The organism is Bacillus mycoides, from assembly GCF_001757995.1.
GTDB lineage: Bacteria > Bacillota > Bacilli > Bacillales > Bacillaceae_G > Bacillus_A > Bacillus_A mycoides_B.
The window spans coordinates 183,561-206,484 of the sequence record NZ_LXLV01000020.1; the positions used below are offsets into that span (position 1 = coordinate 183,561).

At 36.4% G+C, this 22,924-nt stretch carries 12 protein-coding genes, 2 other RNA genes and 1 riboswitch; of the genes, 11 read left to right on the forward strand and 3 right to left on the reverse strand.

Annotated elements, in window-relative coordinates; genetic code table 11:
- Position 1 precedes the first annotated feature (1 nt).
- The gene (locus BWGOE10_RS07740) at positions 2–256 is read right to left on the reverse strand and encodes a DUF3931 domain-containing protein (RefSeq protein ID WP_000369740.1); all 255 of its coding nucleotides are present in this window, start codon (positions 254–256) and stop codon (positions 2–4) included.
- A 71-nt stretch (positions 257–327) separates the two neighbouring features.
- Between BWGOE10_RS07740 and BWGOE10_RS07745 the strand changes: the two genes are divergently transcribed.
- The 5 genes from BWGOE10_RS07745 to ssrS (BWGOE10_RS07765) all read left to right on the forward strand — a co-directional run bounded on the left by BWGOE10_RS07745 (position 328) and on the right by ssrS (BWGOE10_RS07765) (position 2,429).
- A complete protein-coding gene (locus BWGOE10_RS07745; protein ID WP_070141564.1) occupies positions 328–789 on the forward strand; it encodes a GNAT family N-acetyltransferase in 462 nt (153 codons plus the stop codon).
- 27 nt (positions 790–816) lie between these two features.
- Positions 817–1,089: a YpbS family protein gene (locus BWGOE10_RS07750; RefSeq protein WP_070141565.1), complete on the forward strand. Its 273-nt coding sequence runs from the start codon at positions 817–819 to the stop codon at positions 1,087–1,089.
- Between the two features lie 2 nt (positions 1,090–1,091).
- Positions 1,092–1,925: a sulfurtransferase gene (locus BWGOE10_RS07755; protein WP_070141566.1), complete on the forward strand. Its 834-nt coding sequence runs from the start codon at positions 1,092–1,094 to the stop codon at positions 1,923–1,925.
- Positions 1,926–2,041: 116 nt separating this feature from the next.
- Positions 2,042–2,224: non-coding RNA, 6S RNA (gene ssrS / locus BWGOE10_RS07760), on the forward strand.
- A 21-nt stretch (positions 2,225–2,245) separates the two neighbouring features.
- A non-coding RNA gene (gene ssrS / locus BWGOE10_RS07765) (6S RNA) lies at positions 2,246–2,429 on the forward strand.
- A 55-nt stretch (positions 2,430–2,484) separates the two neighbouring features.
- On the opposite strand, the gene BWGOE10_RS07770 is transcribed toward ssrS (BWGOE10_RS07765), so the two are convergent.
- Positions 2,485–2,934 (reverse strand): hypothetical protein, encoded by a 450-nt coding sequence (locus BWGOE10_RS07770; RefSeq protein WP_070141567.1) that lies wholly within the window; start codon positions 2,932–2,934, stop codon positions 2,485–2,487.
- An 83-nt stretch (positions 2,935–3,017) separates the two neighbouring features.
- Between BWGOE10_RS07770 and BWGOE10_RS07775 the strand changes: the two genes are divergently transcribed.
- The 6 genes from BWGOE10_RS07775 to BWGOE10_RS07800 all read left to right on the forward strand — a co-directional run bounded on the left by BWGOE10_RS07775 (position 3,018) and on the right by BWGOE10_RS07800 (position 7,742).
- On the forward strand, positions 3,018–3,329 hold the full coding sequence (locus BWGOE10_RS07775; protein ID WP_070141568.1) for a hypothetical protein: 312 nt from the start codon (positions 3,018–3,020) through the stop codon (positions 3,327–3,329).
- A gap of 3 nt (positions 3,330–3,332) precedes the next feature.
- The gene (locus tag BWGOE10_RS07780) at positions 3,333–4,568 is read left to right on the forward strand and encodes a glutathionylspermidine synthase family protein (RefSeq protein ID WP_070141569.1); all 1,236 of its coding nucleotides are present in this window, start codon (positions 3,333–3,335) and stop codon (positions 4,566–4,568) included.
- Positions 4,565–4,951 carry a DUF350 domain-containing protein gene (locus BWGOE10_RS07785; protein ID WP_002117799.1) on the forward strand — a complete coding sequence of 129 codons (387 nt, stop codon included), beginning with the start codon at positions 4,565–4,567 and terminating at the stop codon, positions 4,949–4,951. Before BWGOE10_RS07780 ends, BWGOE10_RS07785 begins: the two co-directional genes overlap by 4 nt.
- Before the next feature lie 203 nt (positions 4,952–5,154).
- A riboswitch (M-box (ykoK) riboswitch) is annotated at positions 5,155–5,320 on the forward strand.
- Positions 5,321–5,668: 348 nt separating this feature from the next.
- A complete protein-coding gene (locus tag BWGOE10_RS07790; RefSeq protein WP_070141570.1) occupies positions 5,669–6,394 on the forward strand; it encodes a cation-transporting P-type ATPase in 726 nt (241 codons plus the stop codon).
- 132 nt (positions 6,395–6,526) lie between these two features.
- On the forward strand, positions 6,527–7,393 hold the full coding sequence (locus BWGOE10_RS07795) for a 5'-3' exonuclease (protein ID WP_070141571.1): 867 nt from the start codon (positions 6,527–6,529) through the stop codon (positions 7,391–7,393).
- Positions 7,394–7,601: 208 nt separating this feature from the next.
- Positions 7,602–7,742: an FbpB family small basic protein gene (locus BWGOE10_RS07800; protein WP_002158534.1), complete on the forward strand. Its 141-nt coding sequence runs from the start codon at positions 7,602–7,604 to the stop codon at positions 7,740–7,742.
- Between the two features lie 74 nt (positions 7,743–7,816).
- Here BWGOE10_RS07800 and BWGOE10_RS07805 read toward each other — a convergent pair whose 3' ends face one another.
- On the reverse strand, positions 7,817–22,849 hold the full coding sequence (locus BWGOE10_RS07805) for a DUF11 domain-containing protein (RefSeq protein WP_070141572.1): 15,033 nt from the start codon (positions 22,847–22,849) through the stop codon (positions 7,817–7,819).
- Between the last annotated feature and the right edge of the window lie 75 nt (positions 22,850–22,924).

The window sequence follows — 22,924 nt, forward strand, 5'->3', positions numbered from 1 at the left end:
GTTATGAAAAAAAGATTCGTTCAATTTTCTTTTGTAGTACAGTATCTAAAGATTTTACAAACCCTGCAAACTCATCAGTAGAAATCATATGGGTAAGAACTAAGCGTCTGCCGTCTGGTGTTTCACCGCATAAGACGAATGAAGAAAATTCATACGTTTTGTTTTCTACTACTAATTTTGGATAGGAATATGTGTCGCTCTTCTTTTTCTTTCCATCAATAGAGATGACGTTGCATTTTTTCTCATTGTTGTCCAAGGTGAATCCCTCCTTTCTATTATCTATGGTAGACAAGGGGGGTTTAGAACAATAGGGAAGGGGGAATTTTTATGTCTGTTGTAATTGAGCGTATTTCGAAAGAAGCTATACCGAAATCTTTATTGCTCCTTGCTGATCCAAGTGAAAGCCAAATTGATGCATATGTACAGAGAGGGTTTACGTATATAGCTAAACAAGAAGAAAGAATAATCGGTGTATATGTGCTTTTGGAAACAAGACCAAGGACAATGGAAATTATGAATATTGCGGTTGTAGAACATATGCAAGGAAAAGGTATTGGTAAGGGGTTATTGTTGCATGCAATAGAAAAAGCTAAAGAATATAATATGTATAAGCTTGAAGTTGGTACAGGTAATTCTAGCATTTCACAACTTGCGTTATATCAAAAATGTGGATTTCGTATTTTTTCTATTGATTTTGATTACTTTTCGAAGCATTATGAAGAAGAGATTATTGAAAATGGAATTGTATGTCGTGATATGATTCGGCTTGCAATGAAATTAAACAAATAAGTATAAATTATTTAGGGGGAAGAGAAGATGGAAGTACATAAAGCAATTACAGCACATTCTCGTAAACAAAACGAAATTGTAAAAGCATTTTTACAATTAGATGCGCAGCGTGAAGCAGCTATTGAATCGGCGGTATCACTTGCATCAAATGGGAAAGAATTTTCGGTTGATGTTATTAATGTTGTAACAAAGCAAATTAATGATCTTGCAAAAAATGGCGTTGCACTGCAGCGTAAACTTGTTACAAAAGATATGGTTATGGAGTATGTAGGTCGTTTGCAAGAGAAAGAAGGTCGTTAAAGATGGTTGTTACAGTCGAATGGTTACGTGAGCATATAGAAGATGAGAATGTCCGTATAATCGATTGTCGATTTGATTTAGCGAATCCTAATTGGGGTAGAGAGAAGTATGAGGAAGAACATATTCCTCATGCGTTATATTTTGATTTAAATTTAGATTTATCAAGTTCTGTAATAGAGCATGGTGGTCGCCATCCATTACCAAATATAGAGCAGTTTGCAGACAAGCTTTCACAGGCCGGGATTGATGAACATACGACAGTGATTGCGTATGACAGTCAAGCTGGTGCAATGGCTTCTCGTTTATGGTGGTTATTAAACTATGTAGGACATGAGAAAGTGTATATATTAGACGGTGGATTTCCAGCTTGGAAAGAGAATGGATTACACACAACGCCGAATATCCCAGTTATTGCACGAAAACCTTTTATACCGGAAATACAAGAAAATATGCTTGTAACGATGGAAGATGTGAGAGGGAAAATTCGTGCAGGTGCAAATATGACATTAATTGATTCTAGGGAACCAAAACGTTATGCTGGTGTGGAAGAGCTCGTTGATTCGAAGGCAGGGCATATTCCGACGGCAGTAAACTATTTTTGGAAAGATGGGATTTTAGAATCGGGACACTTTAAAAACGAAGAGGAACAGCAAGGGCGTTTCCAAAATCTTGATAAAGAGAAGGAAACAATCGTATATTGTGGTTCTGGTGTTACAGCGTGTCCGAACATAGTTGCATTAACATTAGCTGGTTTTCAAAATGTTAAATTGTATACAGGTAGCTGGAGTGATTGGATTTCTTATCCAGAAAATCAAATTGCAAAAGAAGAAGATTAATCACTTGCATGCAAAAATAATTTGTATTAAAATAAGGTCACAAGCAAGAGATTGCTTCAAAAATATTATATTTTACACATTGGAAACAATGTGATAATATAACGACAAGTAAATAATACATCCTGCGGTGTGCGTAACTTATTTATGTCTAAAACCGATGTTAGTTTTACGGAAGCTCAATATTTAGTGACCATTATCAAGCCTTCCTTGTGGAGGAAGATATACGGTAGCTGTGAGGGCATCCACCTGCGAGTAGCGGGTTTTTGGACATTTACGAGAGACGGCACTTGCGGGGGTCTTATTTCAACTAACAGTGTATAAAATTCCTACGGTGTACGTAGCTTGTGTATGTCTTAAACCAATAAGTATAATATGGAAGTTCAATATTTAAATGTAGATAGCAGGCCATCTTTTTAAGAAGGAAGTTACAAACATTTGTGAGAACATCCACCTGTGAGAGCAGGTTTATGGACATCTATAGATAACGGCATATGTGGGACTATATAAAAAACCTTACGTTTTATACGTAAGGTTTTTTTGTTGAATAAATATGCTCATGTTATCTAGATTTACCTGTAAAGTTCCCATAATAAATATAGCATTTGCGGTCTTCATCAATTTCTCTTGAATCTAGGGTGAATTCCAAATGTATTCCATCCCGTTGAATATATATAATATCTGAATGGAGAGAGGGTAAGATGTCCTCGTAATTCCAAACATCTTTACTTTCTATCATAATTGAGCTTGCTTCCTTTAGTTCCCTAATTTCAAAACCTATGTGCGAGTATGTAGGATCTGAAGGGTCGTTGAAAAAAACTTCTTTTTGTATATATAAAACTGCTGTCCCGTCTGGATCTACTGAAGTTGCAGTAACGATATATGTATTTCCATCTTTTATAAAATATTCACAAGTCATGCGCGCGACAATTTCAGAATTAGAAATATTTGCGTAGTTCCATAAAGCTGGATACCCGTTAGTTTCATCATTGAGCCGATATTCCAATCGCATTTTATCCCTCTTCTTCCTTTTTCTTCTACTTTATCATGACATCTTATATAATAGAAATATAATTTAAAAAGGGGAGTGCAAAGGTGACAAAAACGAAATGGCTAGTAGGTGGTGTCCTGACATCTTTAATGACGGGCACTTTATTTGGCTGCGCGCAAGATATTCCCCCCGAACCGAATGATAATAGTTGTTCTGATTGGGATTGGGATGATGAACTTGGTGTTTGGCAGTGTGATGATAGTAGTTCAGGTTATCGTGGACATTACTTTTATGGTGGTAAATACTATCAAAATAAATCTACTTTCAAAAATTCATCAGAGTTTAAAACTTATCAATCTTCGGCCGAATTTAAAGGTGGAATTGGAAGCGGTTCAAAAGGTGGATTTGGAGGTTAAAATATGTCGCAATACATAAAGAAACGAAAAGAATTTTATTCGAATTATCCTCATTTCTGGTCGGATTTATATGAATGTGAGTATAGTTTGTTTCATGTTTTTCCAATAACAGAGCAAACGATGAAACAATTGCAATTAGCAACTGAAAGAATGGGGAAAATATTTTTTAAGACTGCTAGAATTCTTCGGAATTTATCTAATGAACAGCTTCTTGAACTCGGTTTTCCAACTGCAAGCTTGCCTTTTATTAGACTGAAAGGAATGTATCCTGAATCTGTTATTTCACGATTTGATTTTGCTTTAACAGGTGATAATCATATTAAAATGCTTGAGTTTAATAGTGACACTCCAACTTTTATTGTGGAATGCTTTCAAATGAATGGAAAAGTTTGTAAAGAACTTGATTATGATAATCCAAATGCAAATCAAGAGCGCTTACTTTCTTCTGGTATTACAAAAGCCGTAATAGAGGCTGCAAAAGGAATAGAGGATCCAAATGTCGTTTTCACAGCTCACCATGAACATATAGAAGATTGGAATACGACAATGTATTTGAGTCAGTTATGTCACATTAAAAATAAAGTGATGCCAATGTCAGAGCTTAGAATTACAGACGATGCTTTAGTGGACGGAGAGGGTGTACCAATTGATGTTTTGTATCGTCAAACATATCCGATTGAAGATTTGATTGAGGATCAAGATCCTGACACGGGGGATATGGTCGGAGTAGAACTTTTGCAACTTGTAAAGGAAGGAAAGCTTTTTATTTTAAATCCTTTATCAGCCTTTTTACTTCAGCCAAAATCAATTCAATGTCTTATTTGGGGATTAGCAGAAGAAGGTGCTTATTACACAAGTGAGGAACAAAAGTGGATTAAAGAATACATGCTCCCTACATATTTAGAGCCAGATTTGTTTTTTGGGAAAAGTCCTTTCGTTCAAAAACCTTCGTTCGGTAGAGAAGGTGACACGATTACGATTCGTGATAAAGATACAAACATTATGATTCGAAATGCACATGAAACGTATAAATCGTCACTTCCTATATTTCAGAAATATACAGAGCTTCCAGTTGTATTTTTGGAAACTGAAAAAGGAATTGAGAAGTTGTCGTACGTGTTTGGGGCGTTTTTAATTGCTGGAAAAGCGAGCAGCATCGGTATACGTGCCGGAGAAAAAATTACGGGAAATGAATCGTATTATTTACCGGTAGGTATTAAGAAGGAGGAAAATAAATGATTAATTTTTTACTATATTTAGCAGTATCACTTGCACTTTTATGTATCGGTCTTTTTCTTATGGAAGTGACAACGAAAGTTAAGGAATTTAAGTTAATGGCTCAAGGGAATAAAGCGGTAAGCTATGTACTTGGAGGAAGACTACTTGGTCTTGCTATTGTTTTATATTCAACGGCTGCTAATTCTATTTCAATTCTTGATATGGTTTCATGGGGAGCTGTTGGGATATTAGCTCAAATTATTGTCTTTTATTTAGCAGAATGGCTCACACCACGTTTTAATATTAATAAAAGCCTTGAAGAAGATAATCAAGCAGTTGGTCTTTTCCTTATGTTTTTATCACTTTCCATCGGAATTGTAATTGCTGGTTGTGTAACATATTAAAACCCTTACATTTTAACGTAAGGGTTTTATTTTTCATGTGCTAATTTTTTTGCAATATGTGCTCAATTAATTTATGTAGCCGAATGCTGAGCGGGATGCGTATTAGTGTACTGCACTAGAGATAGTTGTTGTAATAAGGAAAAGTTTCCATACAAAGTGTTGACATCTATTTTAAATAAGAGTAACATTTTCTATGTAATAAAATAAGTCTCTGTTAGGTGAGGCTCCTGTATAGAGAAATGCTACTGCCCAAAAATGTCGAGAGACGCCAATGGGTCAACAGGAATGATCGAATTAAGGTTTTTCTTAACGTAGCTGGTAATGAACCTATGCTATACAGTGCTAAAACTCGGTGAGGGAGAGGTCCATAGATTTCTAATTATATTAGGAATCGTTTATTTGTGTATGCAATGACCTTTGCTCTCTTATGAGTAAAGGTCTTTTTTGTTACCAAGCTATGAGTAATTTCATAGTATAGATTATAACTAAAAAATAAAAGAGGAGGTGAGGAGCATGTCAAATTCTGACTCGGTTCCGTTACCCATATGCTTTAAATCAAAAATATATGATATAGGCAGGAAACGACTTGTTCCTCCCTCTATATTTATCATAATGTAGCGTTTATTCGAGTATTTAAGCGCTAGACACTTTAACGGTAAAGTGGATAAATTGAGAAACAAAGCGTTTCTTCCTATGTTTAAAGGAGGAGACGATAATATGTTATATGTAAATAAAAGTGTGGGTAACACTACTTATAAATTAAGTAAAAAAGCAATGAAAGAACAAACAATGCTTCAAAAGAATAAAGATCTATTAATTGAAATCGCAACAAGAGATGTAAAATCTGTATTTGCGTATTTTAAAACAACAAGAGACGGGCTATCTATGAAAGAGGCACAAAAACGTATTCAAGTATATGGGCGAAATGAATTAACTTCAAAAAGAGCACGTATTGCGGAAGTAATGATGAAGCTAAGTGAAATGATCCCAGGTCTGTCAAAACAAAATGTGAGTGATGAATTACAATGTGAAACAGTTACTGTTTCTAGAGTAGAAGTATCTAGCCTAACAGGGCTAAACCATGAATTGAAAATGATGAAGCTACCAGTACAAGAGCTTGTACCTGGGGATATGATTTTTCTTTCAGAGGGCGATACAGTACCAGCAGATGTACGTATTATTTATGCAAATGATTTATTAGTGAATGAATCTATGCTGACAGGAAACGATGCTAGTATTGAGAAATTTGAAAGCTGCTATCATCTAGAACGTAAACGATTTATTCCATTAAAACGGATGAAAGACTATAATCCACTTGAACTTGAAAATGTATGTTTCAAAGGTACGTATATTGTTGGCGGAACTGCAAAGGCTGTAGTTGTTTCGACAGGTAAAAATACGTATTCAGGAATACTTCATACTTGTTGCGGTAGAATGTCTTAATGTGTTAATGATGCTAAATATACAAAAACAATGTATAATAGACAAAGTTGAACAAAAACGTAGAATGGTAATCTATATATAACCTTACGTGATAACGTGAGGTTATTATTTTTTGTTAGTAGGAGAGGTATTATGAAAAAAGTATTATTAGTTGATGGTATGGCACTATTATTTCGTGCTTTTTACGCAACAAGTGTCTACGGACAATTTATGAAGAGACAAGATGGTACCCCAACGAATGGGATTCATGGTTATATGAAGCATTTATTAACGGCAACACAAGCAATTGAGCCAACACACATTGTAACGTGCTGGGATATGGGAAGTACGACATTTAGAACAGAATCGTTCTCGAATTATAAAGCAAATCGTGCAGCACCGCCGGAAGAATTAATTCCACAATTTGATTTAGTGCAAGAAATGACTGCGAAATTATCTATTCCAGTCATCGGTATGAAAGGTTATGAAGCGGATGATTGTATCGGTACACTTGCAAAACAATATTGTAACGAAGCGGAAGTTTATATTTTAACTGGAGATACAGATCTACTTCAACTTGTTGAAAAGAACGTTACAGTTATGCTTCTTCGTAAAGGAATTGGAAATTATGAGTATTATACACCGGAGAAAATCATGGAAGAGAAAGGTGTAGAACCTTGGCAAATTGTCCATGCAAAAGCATTCATGGGAGATACAAGTGATAATTATCCAGGTGTAAAAGGTATTGGTGAAAAAACAGCGTATAAGCTTATTCAAGAACATGGTACAGTATCGGCAGTACTAGAAAATATAGCATCATTAACGAAAGCACAGCGTACAAAAATTGAAAGTGATTTAGAGAACTTAAATATCTCTTTACAATTAGCGCAAATTCATTGTGAAGTTCCAATTTCATGCTTGTTAGAAGAAGGGTTACACACAATGAACGAAGAAAAACTACGATTCGTTTGCGACGAAATGAATTGGGGAAGACCTGAAATATTGATTAATATGCTTTAAAGGGTATGGAAAGATAGATCAAATATATTTTTGATCTATCTTTCTTTTTTTGTTCACAAAGTTGTCAGAATATAAACTTAGTTTTCATATGAAGTTCAAATGGAGTTCACAACAATCAATTATTATAAGTCTACACAGATAATTACTTATCTTTTAAATAAACCATCCTTTGATAAGTTATTTGTAATCGTTAAGGAGGAAACTAACAATGAGAAAAAAAGTGAGAAAATCTTTCAAACAATTATTAATAGAAAATAAACAATCACTATTAAGTAATAAAGAAAATATGAAAGAAATCGAAGAACGGATTGAGAAACGGCATGTGTCGTATAGTGGTGCTAATAATTAAATAAAATGTAATTTAGGAAGTGAAAAAGCTTGTAGTCTGAATAAATCAAACTACAAGCTTTTTATTGTTTATAATTACCGCCACCAAATCCAAGGCCCGAAATATTTTCGTATGTTCCGAGGGGTAATTCGTATAAAGCGTTCACCATCAAAGAAGCAACTTAAGTTTGGTAAAACACGATCTATATTTGGTGGGAGGAAAGAGACGATGTTTTCGTTACTTACAATTGTTATTGTTATAGGTGGTTCGGCAGGAGATGTTTGAAGTTGTAAGGAAATATTAGCGGTGTTTATAAATTTATTGTTTACTGGCTGATCCATTACTTGTACTGTGAATGACACAACAATTACTTCATTTGGTTCAAAGTTAGTTGCAACTAGGAATCCGAAATTTGGATCAGCTAAAGGAAGTGATATGCCGTCAACTATAACGGATCTGCCAATAAATCGTAAACCTGCAGGAATGGTGTCTTGTAAAGAAGTGTTTGTAATTGAAAATTCCGAGGTATTCGTAATATGCACCGTATAGTCAAAATATTGGTTTAAAGAAGCTGAACTGACGGAAGCATCTTTCATTACTGTCGCAGTTATAAATTGAACTGGTATACGAACAATATTTGAATTAACAATGAAAGTAATAATCGGATCCTGTGGTGTTAATTGGAAAGCAGCTGTAACTGTTGCAGAATTGATAATCGTACTGTTTGAAGGAATAGAAGTTACGAGAACTTTAAATGTTATAGTTGCTACTTCATCTGCAGACAAAGAACCAATATTAATACCAGTGTCTGGACGAATATTTGGAACTGGAGTGGTGTTAATTGTTACGCTGTTTTCTATAAATGTTGTGCCAGCTGGAATCATATCTAAAACGGAAGTATTTACTGTAGGAATTGGAGAATGATTAAATATCTCTAATGTGAATGTAATAATATCTCCTGTAACGACAATAGATTTGTCGGCTGTTTTTTGAATGCTAACCATTGGATCGACTACTGTTGTTGTAACGGTATTTGTTTGCTTTGTAATTGTAATAGGTGGTTCATTCGGATCAATGGTAACAGTATAGGAAACAGAAGCGTCGTTATTGATAGCAGTTTGAAGAGTCGAAGAAGATATTGTTACTTGGAACGTAATGACAACAGATTCATTAGGAGCAAGGTTTCCTAACGTAATACCATTTTCAGGATTCGCATTAGGCTGATTGATCCCGTTAATCGTAACACTGCCAGTAATGAAAGTTGTATCTACTGGTACGGTGTCTATGGCAAGAAGGTCTTCAATCGTTACATTACCGCTATTAGTAATTGTAATTGTATACGTTAAAGTTTGACTAGGTAATGCATTCGTGGCATTAACAGATTTTATGGCAACGACATTATCATTTTGGACAGTTGTTGTGACAGTATTTGTTGTAGTCGTATTTGTAACAGGTAAGTTATTTGGGTTGACTATATAGTTAAAAGTAGTAATTGCTTGGTTGTTGAGTTCATTTGGTGTTGGAATAGAAGCCACAGTTACTTGGAAGGAAGCGATAGCATCGCCACCTACAATTATAGTGCCAATTGGTATGCCGCTTACTGGATTAACTCCCGGAAGAGTTTCTCCGTTTACAATGACGCTGTTTTCTATAAACGTAGTACCTTGAGGAATAATATCTTGAATGATTACATCATTTGCTGAAACATTACCAGTTTGATTTAGTGTAATCGTATACGTCAACGTATCACCGACTGTTGCAAATGCAAGGTCAACAGTTTTATTACTATTCAAATTCGCGTGATGAATTTCTGTTACGGCAGCTGATGAAATAATAGTTTCGGTAATAGGTGGTTGATCTGGTAACGTATATTCATATTCAATTGTACTCGTGTTAGAGATTGGATTTGTTTGCGGAATCGAAGTAACCTGGACTTGGAATAGAATAGTTGCTGTCGTATTAGGCGGAACGTTATCAATTGGTATACCGCTAAGTGGATTGTCATTTGGACGAGCGTTGCCATTCACAATAACACTATTCTCTATAAAAATCGTATTTGCTGGAATGATATCTGTAACAATAATGTTTTCTACTTGTATATTCCCGTTATTTATGATGGAAATTGTGTAAGGGATAATAGTTTGTAGGTCAGCGTATTGGATAGGCGTTGTTTTTGTAGCAATTACATTTGCAGAAATTACTTCAGTGAAGGTAATATTACTAGTCGATATTTGTTCTTCCCCATTTATTGTATAACGAGAAGTGGATTGGTTTTGAATCAAGTCGTTAACTGGAAGAGCTACCACGGTAACAGAAAATGTGACTGGGATAGAAATGTCAGGAGCAATCGTTCCTACAAGTATACCGGCACTTGGGTTTGCGTTAAGCTGAGGAATATTATTTAATAAAACGCTACCGTCTATAAAGGTTGTTCCGTCTGGAATATTGTCTGTAAATATAACAGCAGTAGCATCCGTATTCCCTGTATTCATTAAAGTTGTTGTATAAGTTAAAATGTCACCAATTGTTACAGAGGCGAAATCAACAGTTTTAAGTGAAGCGATTTCAGCGTCGTTAATTTGAACGAAAGTAGTATTTGAAGTAGTAGACTTTTGAATTGGTGCAAAGTCAGGATTGAAAATAAAATCATAGGTGATGTTTGCAGTATTAGGTGTTGGATTTACAACTGGTAAATTCGTAACAGAAACTTGGAATGTAATTGTTTCTGTTTGACCTGATGCAATATTAGGGATGGAAAAGCCAATATTGGGATCTGCTGCAGGAAGTACAGTATTGTTAACTATTACACTTCCTGGAATAAATACTGTTCCATCCTCTATAGTATCTGTAAAAAAGATGGAGTTAGTTGTAGTGGATCCGTTATTTTGAATTAATACTGTATATTCAATGGTTTCATCAATATTAGCTATTACTTTATTAGCAGATTTTGTAGCGATAAGAATAGCATCAATAAATTGTACATTTGTACTATTGGAAGAGGTCGTTTCTGAAATTGGTGGTGCGCTTGGTTCCGGTTGATATTCATAGTGAATGACAGCGATATTATTAATATTATTTTGAGAGGGTATAGATACTACATTTACTTGGAACGTAACAATAATCGTATTATTTGGAAGAATTATATCAAGAGAGATTCCAGTAATTGGATTTTCGTCAGGTCTTGGTATGCCATCTACGAGGATGCTATTTGGAACGAATGTGGTCCCAGCTGCAATTGCGTCAATTAGGAGAGTATTTGTAATAGGTACTGTACCAGCGTTTGTAACTGCGACTGTATATGTGATGATTTGACCGATGCGCGTAATGGATCTATTGGCGGATTTAATTGCACTAACATTTGCCGTCCGTACTTCAGTGTTTACTGCATTTGATAACGATCTACGCTGAATAATGGGAGAACTAGGATCAATTTGGTATTCATACGAAGTGTCTGAAATATTAATGACTGTATTGCCCTCTGGTATACTTGTAAGTTGTACTTGGAATGAAATAGTGACTGTTTCATTTGGCTGTATCGTGCCGAGAGTTACTCCGTTTTCTGGATTCACGCCAGGCTGAATCACATTATTTATTGATAAGCTATCTTCAATGAATATAGTACCTTCTGGAATGTTATCAATGAACACAGTATTGTTAGCTGGAACGGTCCCTATGTTTTGTAGTGTATTTGTGTAGGTAATAATTTGCCCAATTGATACGAAAGTTACATCCGCGCTTTTAACAGAAATAATATTTGCATTTTGAAGTGATGTTGTAACAATGTTAGAATTTGCAGAGTGATTCACCGGTGGAGCTGTAGGAATACTTACATATTGATAAGTTGCTGAAGATTGATTTATAATTTCGGTTTCAGTAGGTGGATTGTTTGTTTGCACTTGAAATAGTATCGTTTTGGAACTGTTTGCTGGAATCGTTCCAATCGGTATTCCGTTTTCTGGATTTACACCTGGCTGAAGTACACCGTTAATTGTGACACTATCGGGAACGAATGTAGTCCCAGCTGGAATAGAATCTGTGAAAATAATATTTATTGCATCAACATTGCCGATGTTTTTCACTTCAGAAATATAAAGTATAGTTCCCCCGATATCTACAGTTATTGGATTGGATGTTTTTGTAATTATCAATTGTGCTTGCACGAAAGTTGTAATGACGATATTACTTGTAGATGTTTCAGTAATAGGCGGTTGCCCTGGATCTGGTTGAATTGTATACGTTGTATTGGATTGATTTGTAATCGATTCTTGTGAGAATGGATCGTTAATTAGAATTTGGAACGAAATAAGGTGAGTAGCGTTTGCTGCTAGGTTAGGCAAAGTAACACCTACATTTGGATTGGCACCAAGTATAGCTGTTCCGTTAAGTGTAAAACTATTTTCTACGAATGTAGTCCCCTGAGGGATAGTGTCTGAAAATATAAGATTAGTAGCTGGAATATTTCCGGTATTTTCTAGTGTTATCGTGTAGGTTAAAATGTCACCAGTTGTTGCTTGTTGTGCATTGACGGCTTTTAAAGAAAGGACAGTCGCATCCGAAATTTGTGTAAACGCTGGATTCGAAGTAATTGTTCGAGAGATGATAGGAGCGGTTGGATCGGCGATAAAAGTATAGTCAATACGGGCTGTATTTGAGATTGGATTCACACTTGGAATGGATTGAACGATAACTTGGAATGTGACGGTGACAATTTCTGACGGTGCTATGGAGTTTAATGGTATCCCTACGTTTGGATTTGCACCTGGAACTGAAACGGTATTAATGGTCACGCTATTAGGAAGAAATGAAGTTCCTTCTGGCACTAAATCCGTTAAAGTAACTGTATTTGCAGTTTGGTTTCCATTGTTTTGAACGACAATTGTATAAGTGATTGTACCACCAGTAGATTGTATAAGAGAATCTGTCGTTTTAATTGCGGATAGTGATGCATCAATGACAGTTGTACTAACGGTATTAGAGGATGATGTTGCTGTAACTGGAGATTGACTTGGATCTACAATATACGTGTAACTTGTAATGGCTTGATTTATAATCGCGCCTTGCGGTGGAATAGAACTAGCAAGAAATTGGAACGTAATCGTAGCAGAATTACCTGGCGGGATAATACCAACGGGAATACCGAGAGTTGGATTTGCATCTGGAAGTGACACGCCATTTAGCGTCACACTATTTAGAACGAATGTAGCACCTTCAGGAACTCCGTTTATGAGTAATACAGAATTCGCAGGGAAGTTTCCTGTATTCGTTAAAGTTGTTGTATACGTAATTACATCTCCGATGGATACAATTGAACGATTTGCTTCTAAAACAGTTGTAACGGTAGCGTTATTAATTTGTGTTGAAGCGCTATTTGAATTTATTGTGCCTGTAACAGGAGGAGCAGTCGGGTCAACAATAAATTCGTATTGAATAGATGCAACGTTTGTAATTGGGTTTGACGGTGGAGTAGATGTAACTATGACTTGGAAAGTAACAGTTAATGAACTGTCTGCGCTAACGGTTCCGATATTAACTCCGTTATTTGGGTTTGCCCCTGGAATGATACTTCCATTCACAGAAAAACTATTTTCGACAAAGGTCGTTCCAGCTGGAATAAGGTCTGAGAAATTTAGATTCGTAGCGTTTGTATTTCCACTATTTTGAATCAAAACTGTATAAGTGATTGTGTCTCCGATATTTGCAAAGGCTGTATTAGCAGTTTTTCCAGCTGAAAGTATCGCTGAATTAATAGAAGTAACGAAGACGTTCGTTTCCACATTGCCAGGTTGAGCCTGTAATGCATTGCCTACGTTATATTGGAAGTTAACAAATCCTAAGTTTTGGAGTTCAGGTGTGAATGTTGTTGGATTGCTTACGATTTGTACTTGGAATACGATTGTTACGATTTGATTTGGATTTATTGTATTTATGCCAACACCGTCAATGATAGAAGCGGATGGCAATGAAGTGCCATCAACAATGACTGATCCTGCAACAAATTGTGTCCACGTCGGTAAAGGGTCTGAGAAAATAACGTTGTTAGCAGGAATATTTCCTGTATTTGTAATTGTGGTTGTATACGTAATCGTATCACCAATAGTTGCAAAAGCTTTATCTCCTATTTTAATAGTAGTTAAAATAGCACTTTCAATTTTTGTTGTAACGTTGTTAGAAGTAATATTTTTTGAAACTGGAGGATTTGCTGGATTAACGATATGTTGAAAGCTAACGCTAGCTTGATTGGTAATTGGATTTATAGGCGGGATTTCATTTGCAGTAATATGAAATGCTACAATGACAGATTCGTTTGGCGCGATATCACCAATTGGAACGCCTGTAATTATGTTTGCATTTTGGATGATAGTTCCGTTAAGTGTAAAACTATTTGGTTCAAAGGAAGTTCCGTCTGGAATAAGGTCGGTGAAAATAACATTAGTTGCACTAACATTTCCGCTATTTGTAATTGTAACGGTGTAGACGATATCCTGCCCGATATCCACCGTAGATACATTTGTGCTTTTTTGTGCTGTAAGAATAGCGGTATTAATTTGTGTTGTCGTTGTATTAGATTGATTCGAAGTTGTAATAGGTGGCTGGTTAGGATCAACGACATAATGATATGTGGTAGAAGCAGAATTAGAAATTGGATTAAGTGTTGGAAGTGTAGTAACAGTTGCTTGGAATGTAACGATTGCCGCATTACCACCATTAATTGAACCTATATTTACACCAGTAGATAAATCAGCATTAGGAATGGTTTGCCCATTAACTGTGAAACTATTTGGAACGAAAGTTAAATTGCTATCAAGAATATCGATAATGGTTACATCAGTTGCAGTTGTATTCCCTGTATTAGGAAGATTAAGTGTAAATGTTATTGTATCACCAACATCTGCAAAAGTAAGATTTGCTGTTTTTGTGCTAATAATATTTGCGTTGTTTATTTGAAGAAGCGTAGTGTTAGAATTAGCTGTACTTGAAACCGGAGGATTATTTGGATCAACAGTAAACCCATAATTCGTGGATGCTGTATTCGGTACTGGATTAATAGGTGGAATACTGTTAGCTGTAACTTGAAAGACAATACTATATATTTCATTTGGTGGAAGTGTTGCAAGTACTACCCCTGTATTTGGATTCGCATCAGTTTGTAAAATGCCATCGACAGTTAATGTGTTAGGGATAAATGTAAGCCCAGATGGTAATACATCTGTGAATACAATGTTAGTAGCATCAGTATTCCCTACATTCGCAATAGAAGTAGTGTAAAAAGCAGTTTGCCCGATATCTGCATAGGATACACTTTCATTTTTCGTCATGGATAATATTGTTTCTCTAATTTGTGTTGAAACGGGATTACTAATTGAAGTTTCTGCATCAGGTGGTGAGACTAATTGATACGATGTCGATGAGAAATTTACAATTGGATTTGCGGTTGGTAATGAGGTCACGTTTACTTGGAATGAAACATTTACTGTAGTCCCAGCTGTTATAGGCCCAATATTTACACCGTTCGTTGGATTCGCACCACTTTGAGGAATTCCATTAATAGAAAATGTGTTTGTAATAAATGTAGTTCCGCTCGGCACGGTATCTGTGAATATAACATTTTGTGCAGAGGAATTTCCGTTGTTTGTTAAAGCGACAGTATAAGTGAGTGTATCTCCGATGTGGCTAAATGCTTTATCAACTTGTTTCGATGAAAGAATGTTAGCTGTATTAATTGTAGTAAACACTGTGTTTGAAGTAACATTTCTTGAAACAATTGGTGCATTTGGATCAGCGATAAATGTGTAAGAAGCAGTAGCGGAATTGGCAATAGGATTTTGAACAGGGGTAGAAGTAGCGGTAACTTGGAATGCTATAGATATTGAGCTGTTAGGAGCAATTGATCCAATTGTTATACCTGTATTAGGGTTGAGTCCGATTTGTGTGATACCATCTATTGTAACGCTATCAGTAATAAACGTTGTACCATCTGGTATAAGGTCGGTGAAAGTAATATTAGTTGCATTTGTGTTACCGTTATTCGTCAAAATCGTCGTATAGGTAATGGTATCACCTAGTGTTACAAGCGTTTGATCGACCGATTTTACAATCGTTAACATAGCATCTAGTACAGGATTTGTAACAATATTCGTTGAAGTAGAAGTTGTAACAGGAGTTCCGTTTGGATCAACAGTATAAGAATATAAAATTGTGTCATTACCCATAATTGAGCTTGAAGGGGGAACAGAAATAACATTTACTTGGAAAGTAACAGTTACTGTTTCACCAGGAGCGATATTTGGTATATTTACTCCAAGTGCTGGCTGCGCACCAGACTGCTGAACTCCATTTATTGTGACTGAATTTGGTATAAATGTGGTGCTAGCTGGAATAGCACTCGTAAATGTGATATTTGTTGCGCTTGTATTTCCTGTATTTGTAATTGTGGTTGTATACGTAATTGTATCTCCAACAGAAATAATAGATTTATCAGCACTTTTTGTTGTAGTTAATATTGCGCTATTTATTGTCGTAGTCACGGTATTAGATGAAACGGTTTGTGATACAGCGGGTTGACTTGGATCGACAATATGCTGAAATTGTACAGAACTAAAATTAGAGATTGGATTTATACTTGGAATGTTTGTCACAATTACGTTTATCGTAATAGTAGCCGTACCACCTGGATTCATATTTCCGATCTGTATCCCGCTTCCAGGATTTCCAATTTGCTGTGTACCAGAATCATTTGTAAGAGTTCCGGATATAAATGTCGTTCCGTCAGGTAAAGTATCCGTGAAAATTATATTTTGTGAAGTGACATTTCCTGGATTACTTAATGTAATTGTATAAGAAATTGTATCCCCAATCGTTGCAAAAGTTTTATCAACTGATTTAACTAGTGCAACTTCCCCAGAATTTATTTGTGTCGAAACAGAATTGGATGTTGTACTTCGTGAAGCAAGTGGTAAATTAGGTCCTATCATAAATTGATAATTAATAGAAGCACCGTTTACAACCGGTGAGTTTGGTCCCCCAGGTCCGATTGTAAAAATTGGATTTGGAATACTAACTACTTGCACGCGGAAGGTGACGTTTATAAAGTCCTCTGCGATAATATCCCCAATTGGTATCCCGTTCGCTGGATTTACCCCAGGTAATAAAACTCCTCCTACTCGAACACTATCTTCTATAAATACTGTATTATTTGGAATCAAATCTGTAAAAATGATATTAGTCGCAGTCGTGTTTCCGATATTTTCTAATAAAACTGTATACGTTAAAAATGAATTTCCGGGTGCTATGTCAGAAAATAGACGATCCACACTTTTCGTTGCTTGAATAATTGCTTCATTTATTTGAACTAAGACCGGATTACTAGTAGCTGTTTCTGTAACAGGCGGCTCAGTAGGGTCAACAATGATAGAGTATGTTGTGCTAGATTGATTCATAGTAGGGTTTGAAGCTGGTATTGAACCGACAATAGCTTGGAAGCTAATTGTTGTTGTTCCTCCAACTGGAATTGGGTCTAAAGGAACCCCGCTATCTGGCCTAAATCCGAGTTGTGGGATGGTATTAATTTGTACGCTATCAGGAACGAATGAAAGTTCAGGTGGTAATATATCTATAAAAACAGGTACGTTTGCAGTAGTATTTCCGTTATTAGTGAGAGTAGTTGTATACGTAATTGTATCGCCAACAGCAGCAAATGCACTACTCGCAGTTTTTGTTGCGATAACGGAAGCCGTATTTACTTGTGTAAAAGTTTTATTGGATTTAACTGTTCGTGAAACAGGTGGTTCATTTATATCTACAATAAAACTATATTGAAGCGATGATTTGTTAGGGATGGGATTAGGATTTGGAAGTGTTGTAATGTTTACTTGAAAACTAAGTGTAACCGATGCATTTGAATTTATGTTACCAATATTGATACCGTTTTGTGGATTTGCATTCGGGACGGTTACACCATTTATTTTAAAGCTATTTGGGACAAAGGTAGTACCATTTGGAATCGTATCTGTAAAAACAATGTTGTTAGCAGTTGTATTTCCTGTGTTTGTAACAGATGAGGTGAATGTAATCGTATCACCAATCGTAGCGAAAGTTGTACTCGCATTTTTATTTAAAACTAAAGTAGCATCAACAATTGGAGTAGCGGTCGTGTTTGTTACAGTGCTACCAACAGCAGGTGATTGGTTTGGATTAACTGTATATTCATAATTTACAAGGGTGTTATTCGTTAAAGTACCACTAGGGGGAATTGCGAGTATTTTTACTTGGAATGTAATGAATATAGTATTTGCTGGTGAAATATTGTTTAACGGAATTCCTAGTGAAGGATCTAACCCAGGTTGTGAAACGTTATTTATCGTAACTGAATCTGGGACGAAGGATGCACCTGGTCCAAGTCCATCTGTTAAAACTGTAGCACTAGCAGGGATATTTCCTGTATTTGTAACTGCAATCGTATAGGTGACGATATCTCCAATTGCAGCTGTCGGTGTATTTACTGACTTAGTAGCGACGATTGTAGCGTTATTAATTTGAGTTGTTATTACGTTACTTAACGCATTGGCGGATGCTAGAGGTAAGCTAGGATTTACGACATATTGGTACGTTGTATTGCTTTGGTTCGGAATTGGATTTGGACTAGGGATAGAATTTACTATTACTTGAAATGAGATTATCGTATTCGTATTAGGATTTATTGGATCAATTGCTACGCCATTTGCTGGATTTGCATTAGAGAGTGTAGTACCATTTACTGTTACACTATTTGGAATAAAAGACGTCCCGCTTGGAATGGCATCTGTAAATACTATATTTGATGCAAGTGTGTTCCCACTATTCGTTAAAGTAGTCGTGTACGTAATAATATCATTTACGTTAGCGAACTGTTTATCTGCAGATTTAGTAGCGGCAATTGAGGCGTTATTAATAGTTGTCTGTACCGTGTTAGAAGCCACCATCTGCATTACAGCTGGTTTGGAGGGATCGTACGTATATTGGAATGTTGTGCCTGATTGATTTGTAATCGGATTTACAGCAGGGATAGTTGGTACAAAAACCTGGAATGCGACGGTTCGTGATGAATTCGCTCCTATCGTACCGATAAAAATGCCGTTAGCAGGATTTGCATTGGCTATCGGGACATTGTTAATCGTTACACTATTAGGAATGAAGATGGTACCCGTTGGAATGATATCTGTAAACGTTACATTAGAAGCGGAGATATTTCCGTTGTTAGTTAAAGTAGTTGTATAGGTTATGAAATCACCAACATCAGCAAAGTTTGTGCTTGTTAGTTTTGAAGCAACAATATTAGCAGTATTAATTTGTGTAGTTACTATATTGCTAGTAGCGTTTTTAACAACAGCAGGTAAATTAGGATCAGCAATAAAATTATATTGGAGTGCAGCGCTGTTTTGAATTGGATTTGGTGAAGGTATACCATTTGCACTAATTTGAAAGACAATTGTTGTAATTCCGCCTGCTGGAATTGTGCCGACTTGAAGACCGGTACTTGGATCTGCGCCTAGCTGTAAAGCACCACCTATAAAAATACTATTTGGTACGAGACTAGTACCAGAAGGCAGTATGTCGGTAACAACTACATTATTCGCTGGAGTATTTCCAGGGTTAGCTAAGGCAATTGTATATGTGATTGGTTGCCCAACATCAGCAATAGTTAAATCTACCTGCTTGACAATAACTACATTTGCTAAATTAATTTGTGTACTTACAGTGTTACTTAAAGATGTTTCTATAATTGGTGGATCGCCTGGATTTAGAGTGAATTCATACTGGGTACTGGAAGAATTTATTGTTGGGTTTTGGGCTGGTAAAGAGGTGACAGTTACTTGATAAGAGACTGTAAGTGAGCCGTTAGCAGGAATGGAAGGTAGTGGAACACCTATATTTGGATCTGCGTTATTTTGGAGTACACCATTAATAAGGAAAGTGTTTGGGATAAAGGTAGTACCGTCTGGATTCGTATCTACGAAAGTAGGACTATCAGCAGAAACACTTCCTGCATTCGTTAAAATAACGGTATAAGTTAATATATCCCCTACGGTAGCGAACGCTCGATCCACTGTTTTGGCTGAAATGACATTTGCATCGTTTACTTGAGTAAATGTAGTAGTTGAAGTTGTATTTTTACTTACAGGTGAAGTATTTGGATCAACAATAAAGTTATAGGAGATGGAAGCGCTATTTGAAATAGGATTTGGGTTTGGAATACTAGTTATTAATACTTGGAATGAAGCTGTAATTGTAGTATTAGCATTAATGCTACCAATATTGATGCTAGCTGGTGTTGCGCCCGGCTGAGTAACACCGTTAACTATAACACTGTTCGGTACAAAGGAAGTACCATTCGTAATGGAATCGGATAGTAATACATTGTTCGCCGCAACATTTCCGTCGTTTGTAAGAGCAAAGGTGTAAGTTAATACATCTCCAACTTCCGCAAATGTTTTATCTACAGATTTAATAGCATGAAGATTTGCTAGTCTAATTGTTGATGTAACAGAATTAGAATTTGCTGTTTTTGAAGTTGGTGGTAGGCTTGGATTTACAGTGTAAATATAAGAGGCGAAAGCGTTATTAACGATAGGATTTTGAGCAGTAATATTGATGACTGTTACTTGGAAAGAAAGAGTGAAAGTAGCTCCGCCAGGAATTGTGCCAATAGGCAATGCAACGAGAGAATCTACATTTTGTAAAACTCCGTTAAGCGTTACAGAACCAAGTGTTAATATCGTTCCATTTGGAAGTGGATCTGTTAGTTGAACGTTATTAGCGGCCGTATTTCCACTGTTTGTAATAAGGATTGTATAACTTATAGTTTCTCCAATTGTGGCAAATTGTTTGTTTGTAGATTTTGTTAATGATAAATTCGCATTGTTAATTTGAGTGGAAACGAGATTAGAAGAAATGTTTTTTGTAACGGGTGATTGGCTAGGGTTGACGGTGTACTGATAAGAAGCGCTTGATCCATTAGATACGATATTTCCTGGAGGTATTGTGTTTACTATTACTTGAAATGAAACATTTTTGGTTGTGGCAGTTGGGATGGATCCTATGTTCACGCCATTAGCCGGATTTGCTCCAACTTGTGTCGTGCCATCGATTGTTAAACTGTTTAGGACAAAAGTTGTTCCTGTAGGAATGATATCCGTAAAAATAACATTGTTCGCATTCGTATTCCCTGTACCTGTAAAGGAAACGGTGTACGTTAGTGTATCACCAATATCTGCAAAATTTTTATCCACTGCTTTTGCCATAGTTACAGTAGCATTATTTACTTGGGTGGAGACAATATTCGTCGTATCAGTCCCGCTTACTGCCGGCTGATTTGGTACAGGAATGTATTGATATGTTGTTGTACCACTATTTAATATTGGATTTGTTTGAGGGATAGAAGGAACGAATACTTGGAATGAAATGGTAATAGTAGAATTTGCAGCAATCGATCCAATTGATATACCATTAGCTGGATTTGCTCCAGCTTGAGTAACCCCGTTAACAGTTACGCTCCCTGGAATGAAAGTAGTACCGCTAGGAATCGGATCCGTATATATAACGTTCGTTGCAGCGATATTTCCTATATTAGCTAAGGCAATAATGTAAGTTAATGTTTCACCAATATCGGTAAAAAGTTTGTTAACTGATTTTGTGCCATTAATATCTGCGAGGTTAATTTGTGTTCCTGCAGAGTTACTTGTTGCAAGACCGTTAAAAGTCGTTCCCCCGGCAATTGGTGTATATTGAAATGTAATATTCGCAGTGTTAGAAATCGGATTTTGATTTGGAAGAGAAACGACAGTTGCTTGGAAAGTTACTGTACGAGAGGCACTATTGTTAATTGTTCCAAGAGATATACCAGCGGCAGGATTTGCATTTGTTTGTGGTACGTTATCTACGGTTACAGTGCCAGGTATAAAGGAAGTACCATTAGGGAGACTATCTATAAAAATAACGTTATTGGCGGGAAGAAGCCCGGTGTTAGGGATAGTAACGGTATAAGTGAGAATATCTCCAATGGCAGCAACACTTTTGTTCACACTTTTCGTTGCTTGTATGTTAGGGGAGTTTATATTAATTTGTAAGCCGACTGTATTTAACATATATGCATCTCCGTTAGTAGTTAAACGGATTGCGGCGGAAACTTGTGAGTTTGTTAAATAAGGAGAAATATCGATGGAAGTAATATCCCAACCTTGCCTTCCTGCGGAGATGTTTGTACTTGTAGAAGCACTTTGATTTCGCGTTCCAAATGTACCAGTTGTATCTAAGTTTCCTGCAGCATTATTAATTTGAGAACCGAAGAAATTATTTACAGCATTGTTTGGCCCAGACAATGCGTTTAATGAGCTGAAGTTTGGTCCAAATAAAGCCTGATCCCCGGTTAAATCAGCATCTCCTTCAGTAGAACTTAAAAATAATCGCCCGCTTACAGGTCCTCCTGCAGGAGTTGAAAATCCTGAGACAGATACATCGGCACTACCAGTTTCTACAGAAACGCGGTTACCAGCTACGTAAATTGTTAAATTTCTTGCGGGTAAGGAACCGTTTTGATAAGCGACAATGAGCGTCCATCCTGCAGAATTAATCGCTCCATTAGAAGCGTCTAAAGGATCTACAAGTCCGGGAACAGAACCTGTTGTATAAGATCCAGATCCAGCAGCTTGAACGAGTGACGTTACATCTGCTGATCGTGTATAAAATCCAAATGTGACAGATCCAGAAACGAATGTTTGATTTGAAGCTGTAACAGCTGAAGGGGTAATCGAGTATGTTGACACAGGTGTTGTGAAAGAAACGGGGTTCCCTAATACACTCGTAATGTTTTGATCACGAGATAAATAGTTTCCACCCCAAACAAGTTCTGCGTAAAGAATAGTACTACCAGCAGGGATATTTAAAATAGCGGTAGAACTATTTTGTGTATAGTTTAATGTTGTACCAGCAGGAAAAGTAGTTACTTGTAAAGCGGTATTTGTAGTTACGAATGCACCAATTGCCCCGATTGTACCAGCACGGTTTTGATTACTAATTTTACTTAAACCGAGTGTGTTTCCTGTAATAGCGAGTGCGCCGTTAGTGGTGGTAGAAAATCGATTCGTAATGGGCATGTTGTCACCTCATTTACAATATAGTCTTGGTCAAAATAGGATATGTGTCTGACAGAGAAAGGGAAACATGTACAA

Excerpts from the sequence above, each read along its gene's own strand:
- BWGOE10_RS07745 (WP_070141564.1), top strand. The coding sequence starts at position 328 with ATGTCTGTTGTAATTGAGCGTATTTCGAAAGAAGCTATACCGAAATCT.
- BWGOE10_RS07750 (WP_070141565.1), top strand. The coding sequence starts at position 817 with ATGGAAGTACATAAAGCAATTACAGCACATTCTCGTAAACAAAACGAA.
- BWGOE10_RS07755 (WP_070141566.1), top strand. The coding sequence starts at position 1,092 with ATGGTTGTTACAGTCGAATGGTTACGTGAGCATATAGAAGATGAGAAT.
- BWGOE10_RS07770 (WP_070141567.1), bottom strand. The coding sequence starts at position 2,934 with ATGCGATTGGAATATCGGCTCAATGATGAAACTAACGGGTATCCAGCT.
- BWGOE10_RS07780 (WP_070141569.1), top strand. The coding sequence starts at position 3,333 with ATGTCGCAATACATAAAGAAACGAAAAGAATTTTATTCGAATTATCCT.
- BWGOE10_RS07785 (WP_002117799.1), top strand. The coding sequence starts at position 4,565 with ATGATTAATTTTTTACTATATTTAGCAGTATCACTTGCACTTTTATGT.
- BWGOE10_RS07790 (WP_070141570.1), top strand. The coding sequence starts at position 5,669 with ATGTTATATGTAAATAAAAGTGTGGGTAACACTACTTATAAATTAAGT.
- BWGOE10_RS07795 (WP_070141571.1), top strand. The coding sequence starts at position 6,527 with ATGAAAAAAGTATTATTAGTTGATGGTATGGCACTATTATTTCGTGCT.
- BWGOE10_RS07800 (WP_002158534.1), top strand. The coding sequence starts at position 7,602 with ATGAGAAAAAAAGTGAGAAAATCTTTCAAACAATTATTAATAGAAAAT.
- BWGOE10_RS07805 (WP_070141572.1), bottom strand. The coding sequence starts at position 22,849 with ATGCCCATTACGAATCGATTTTCTACCACCACTAACGGCGCACTCGCT.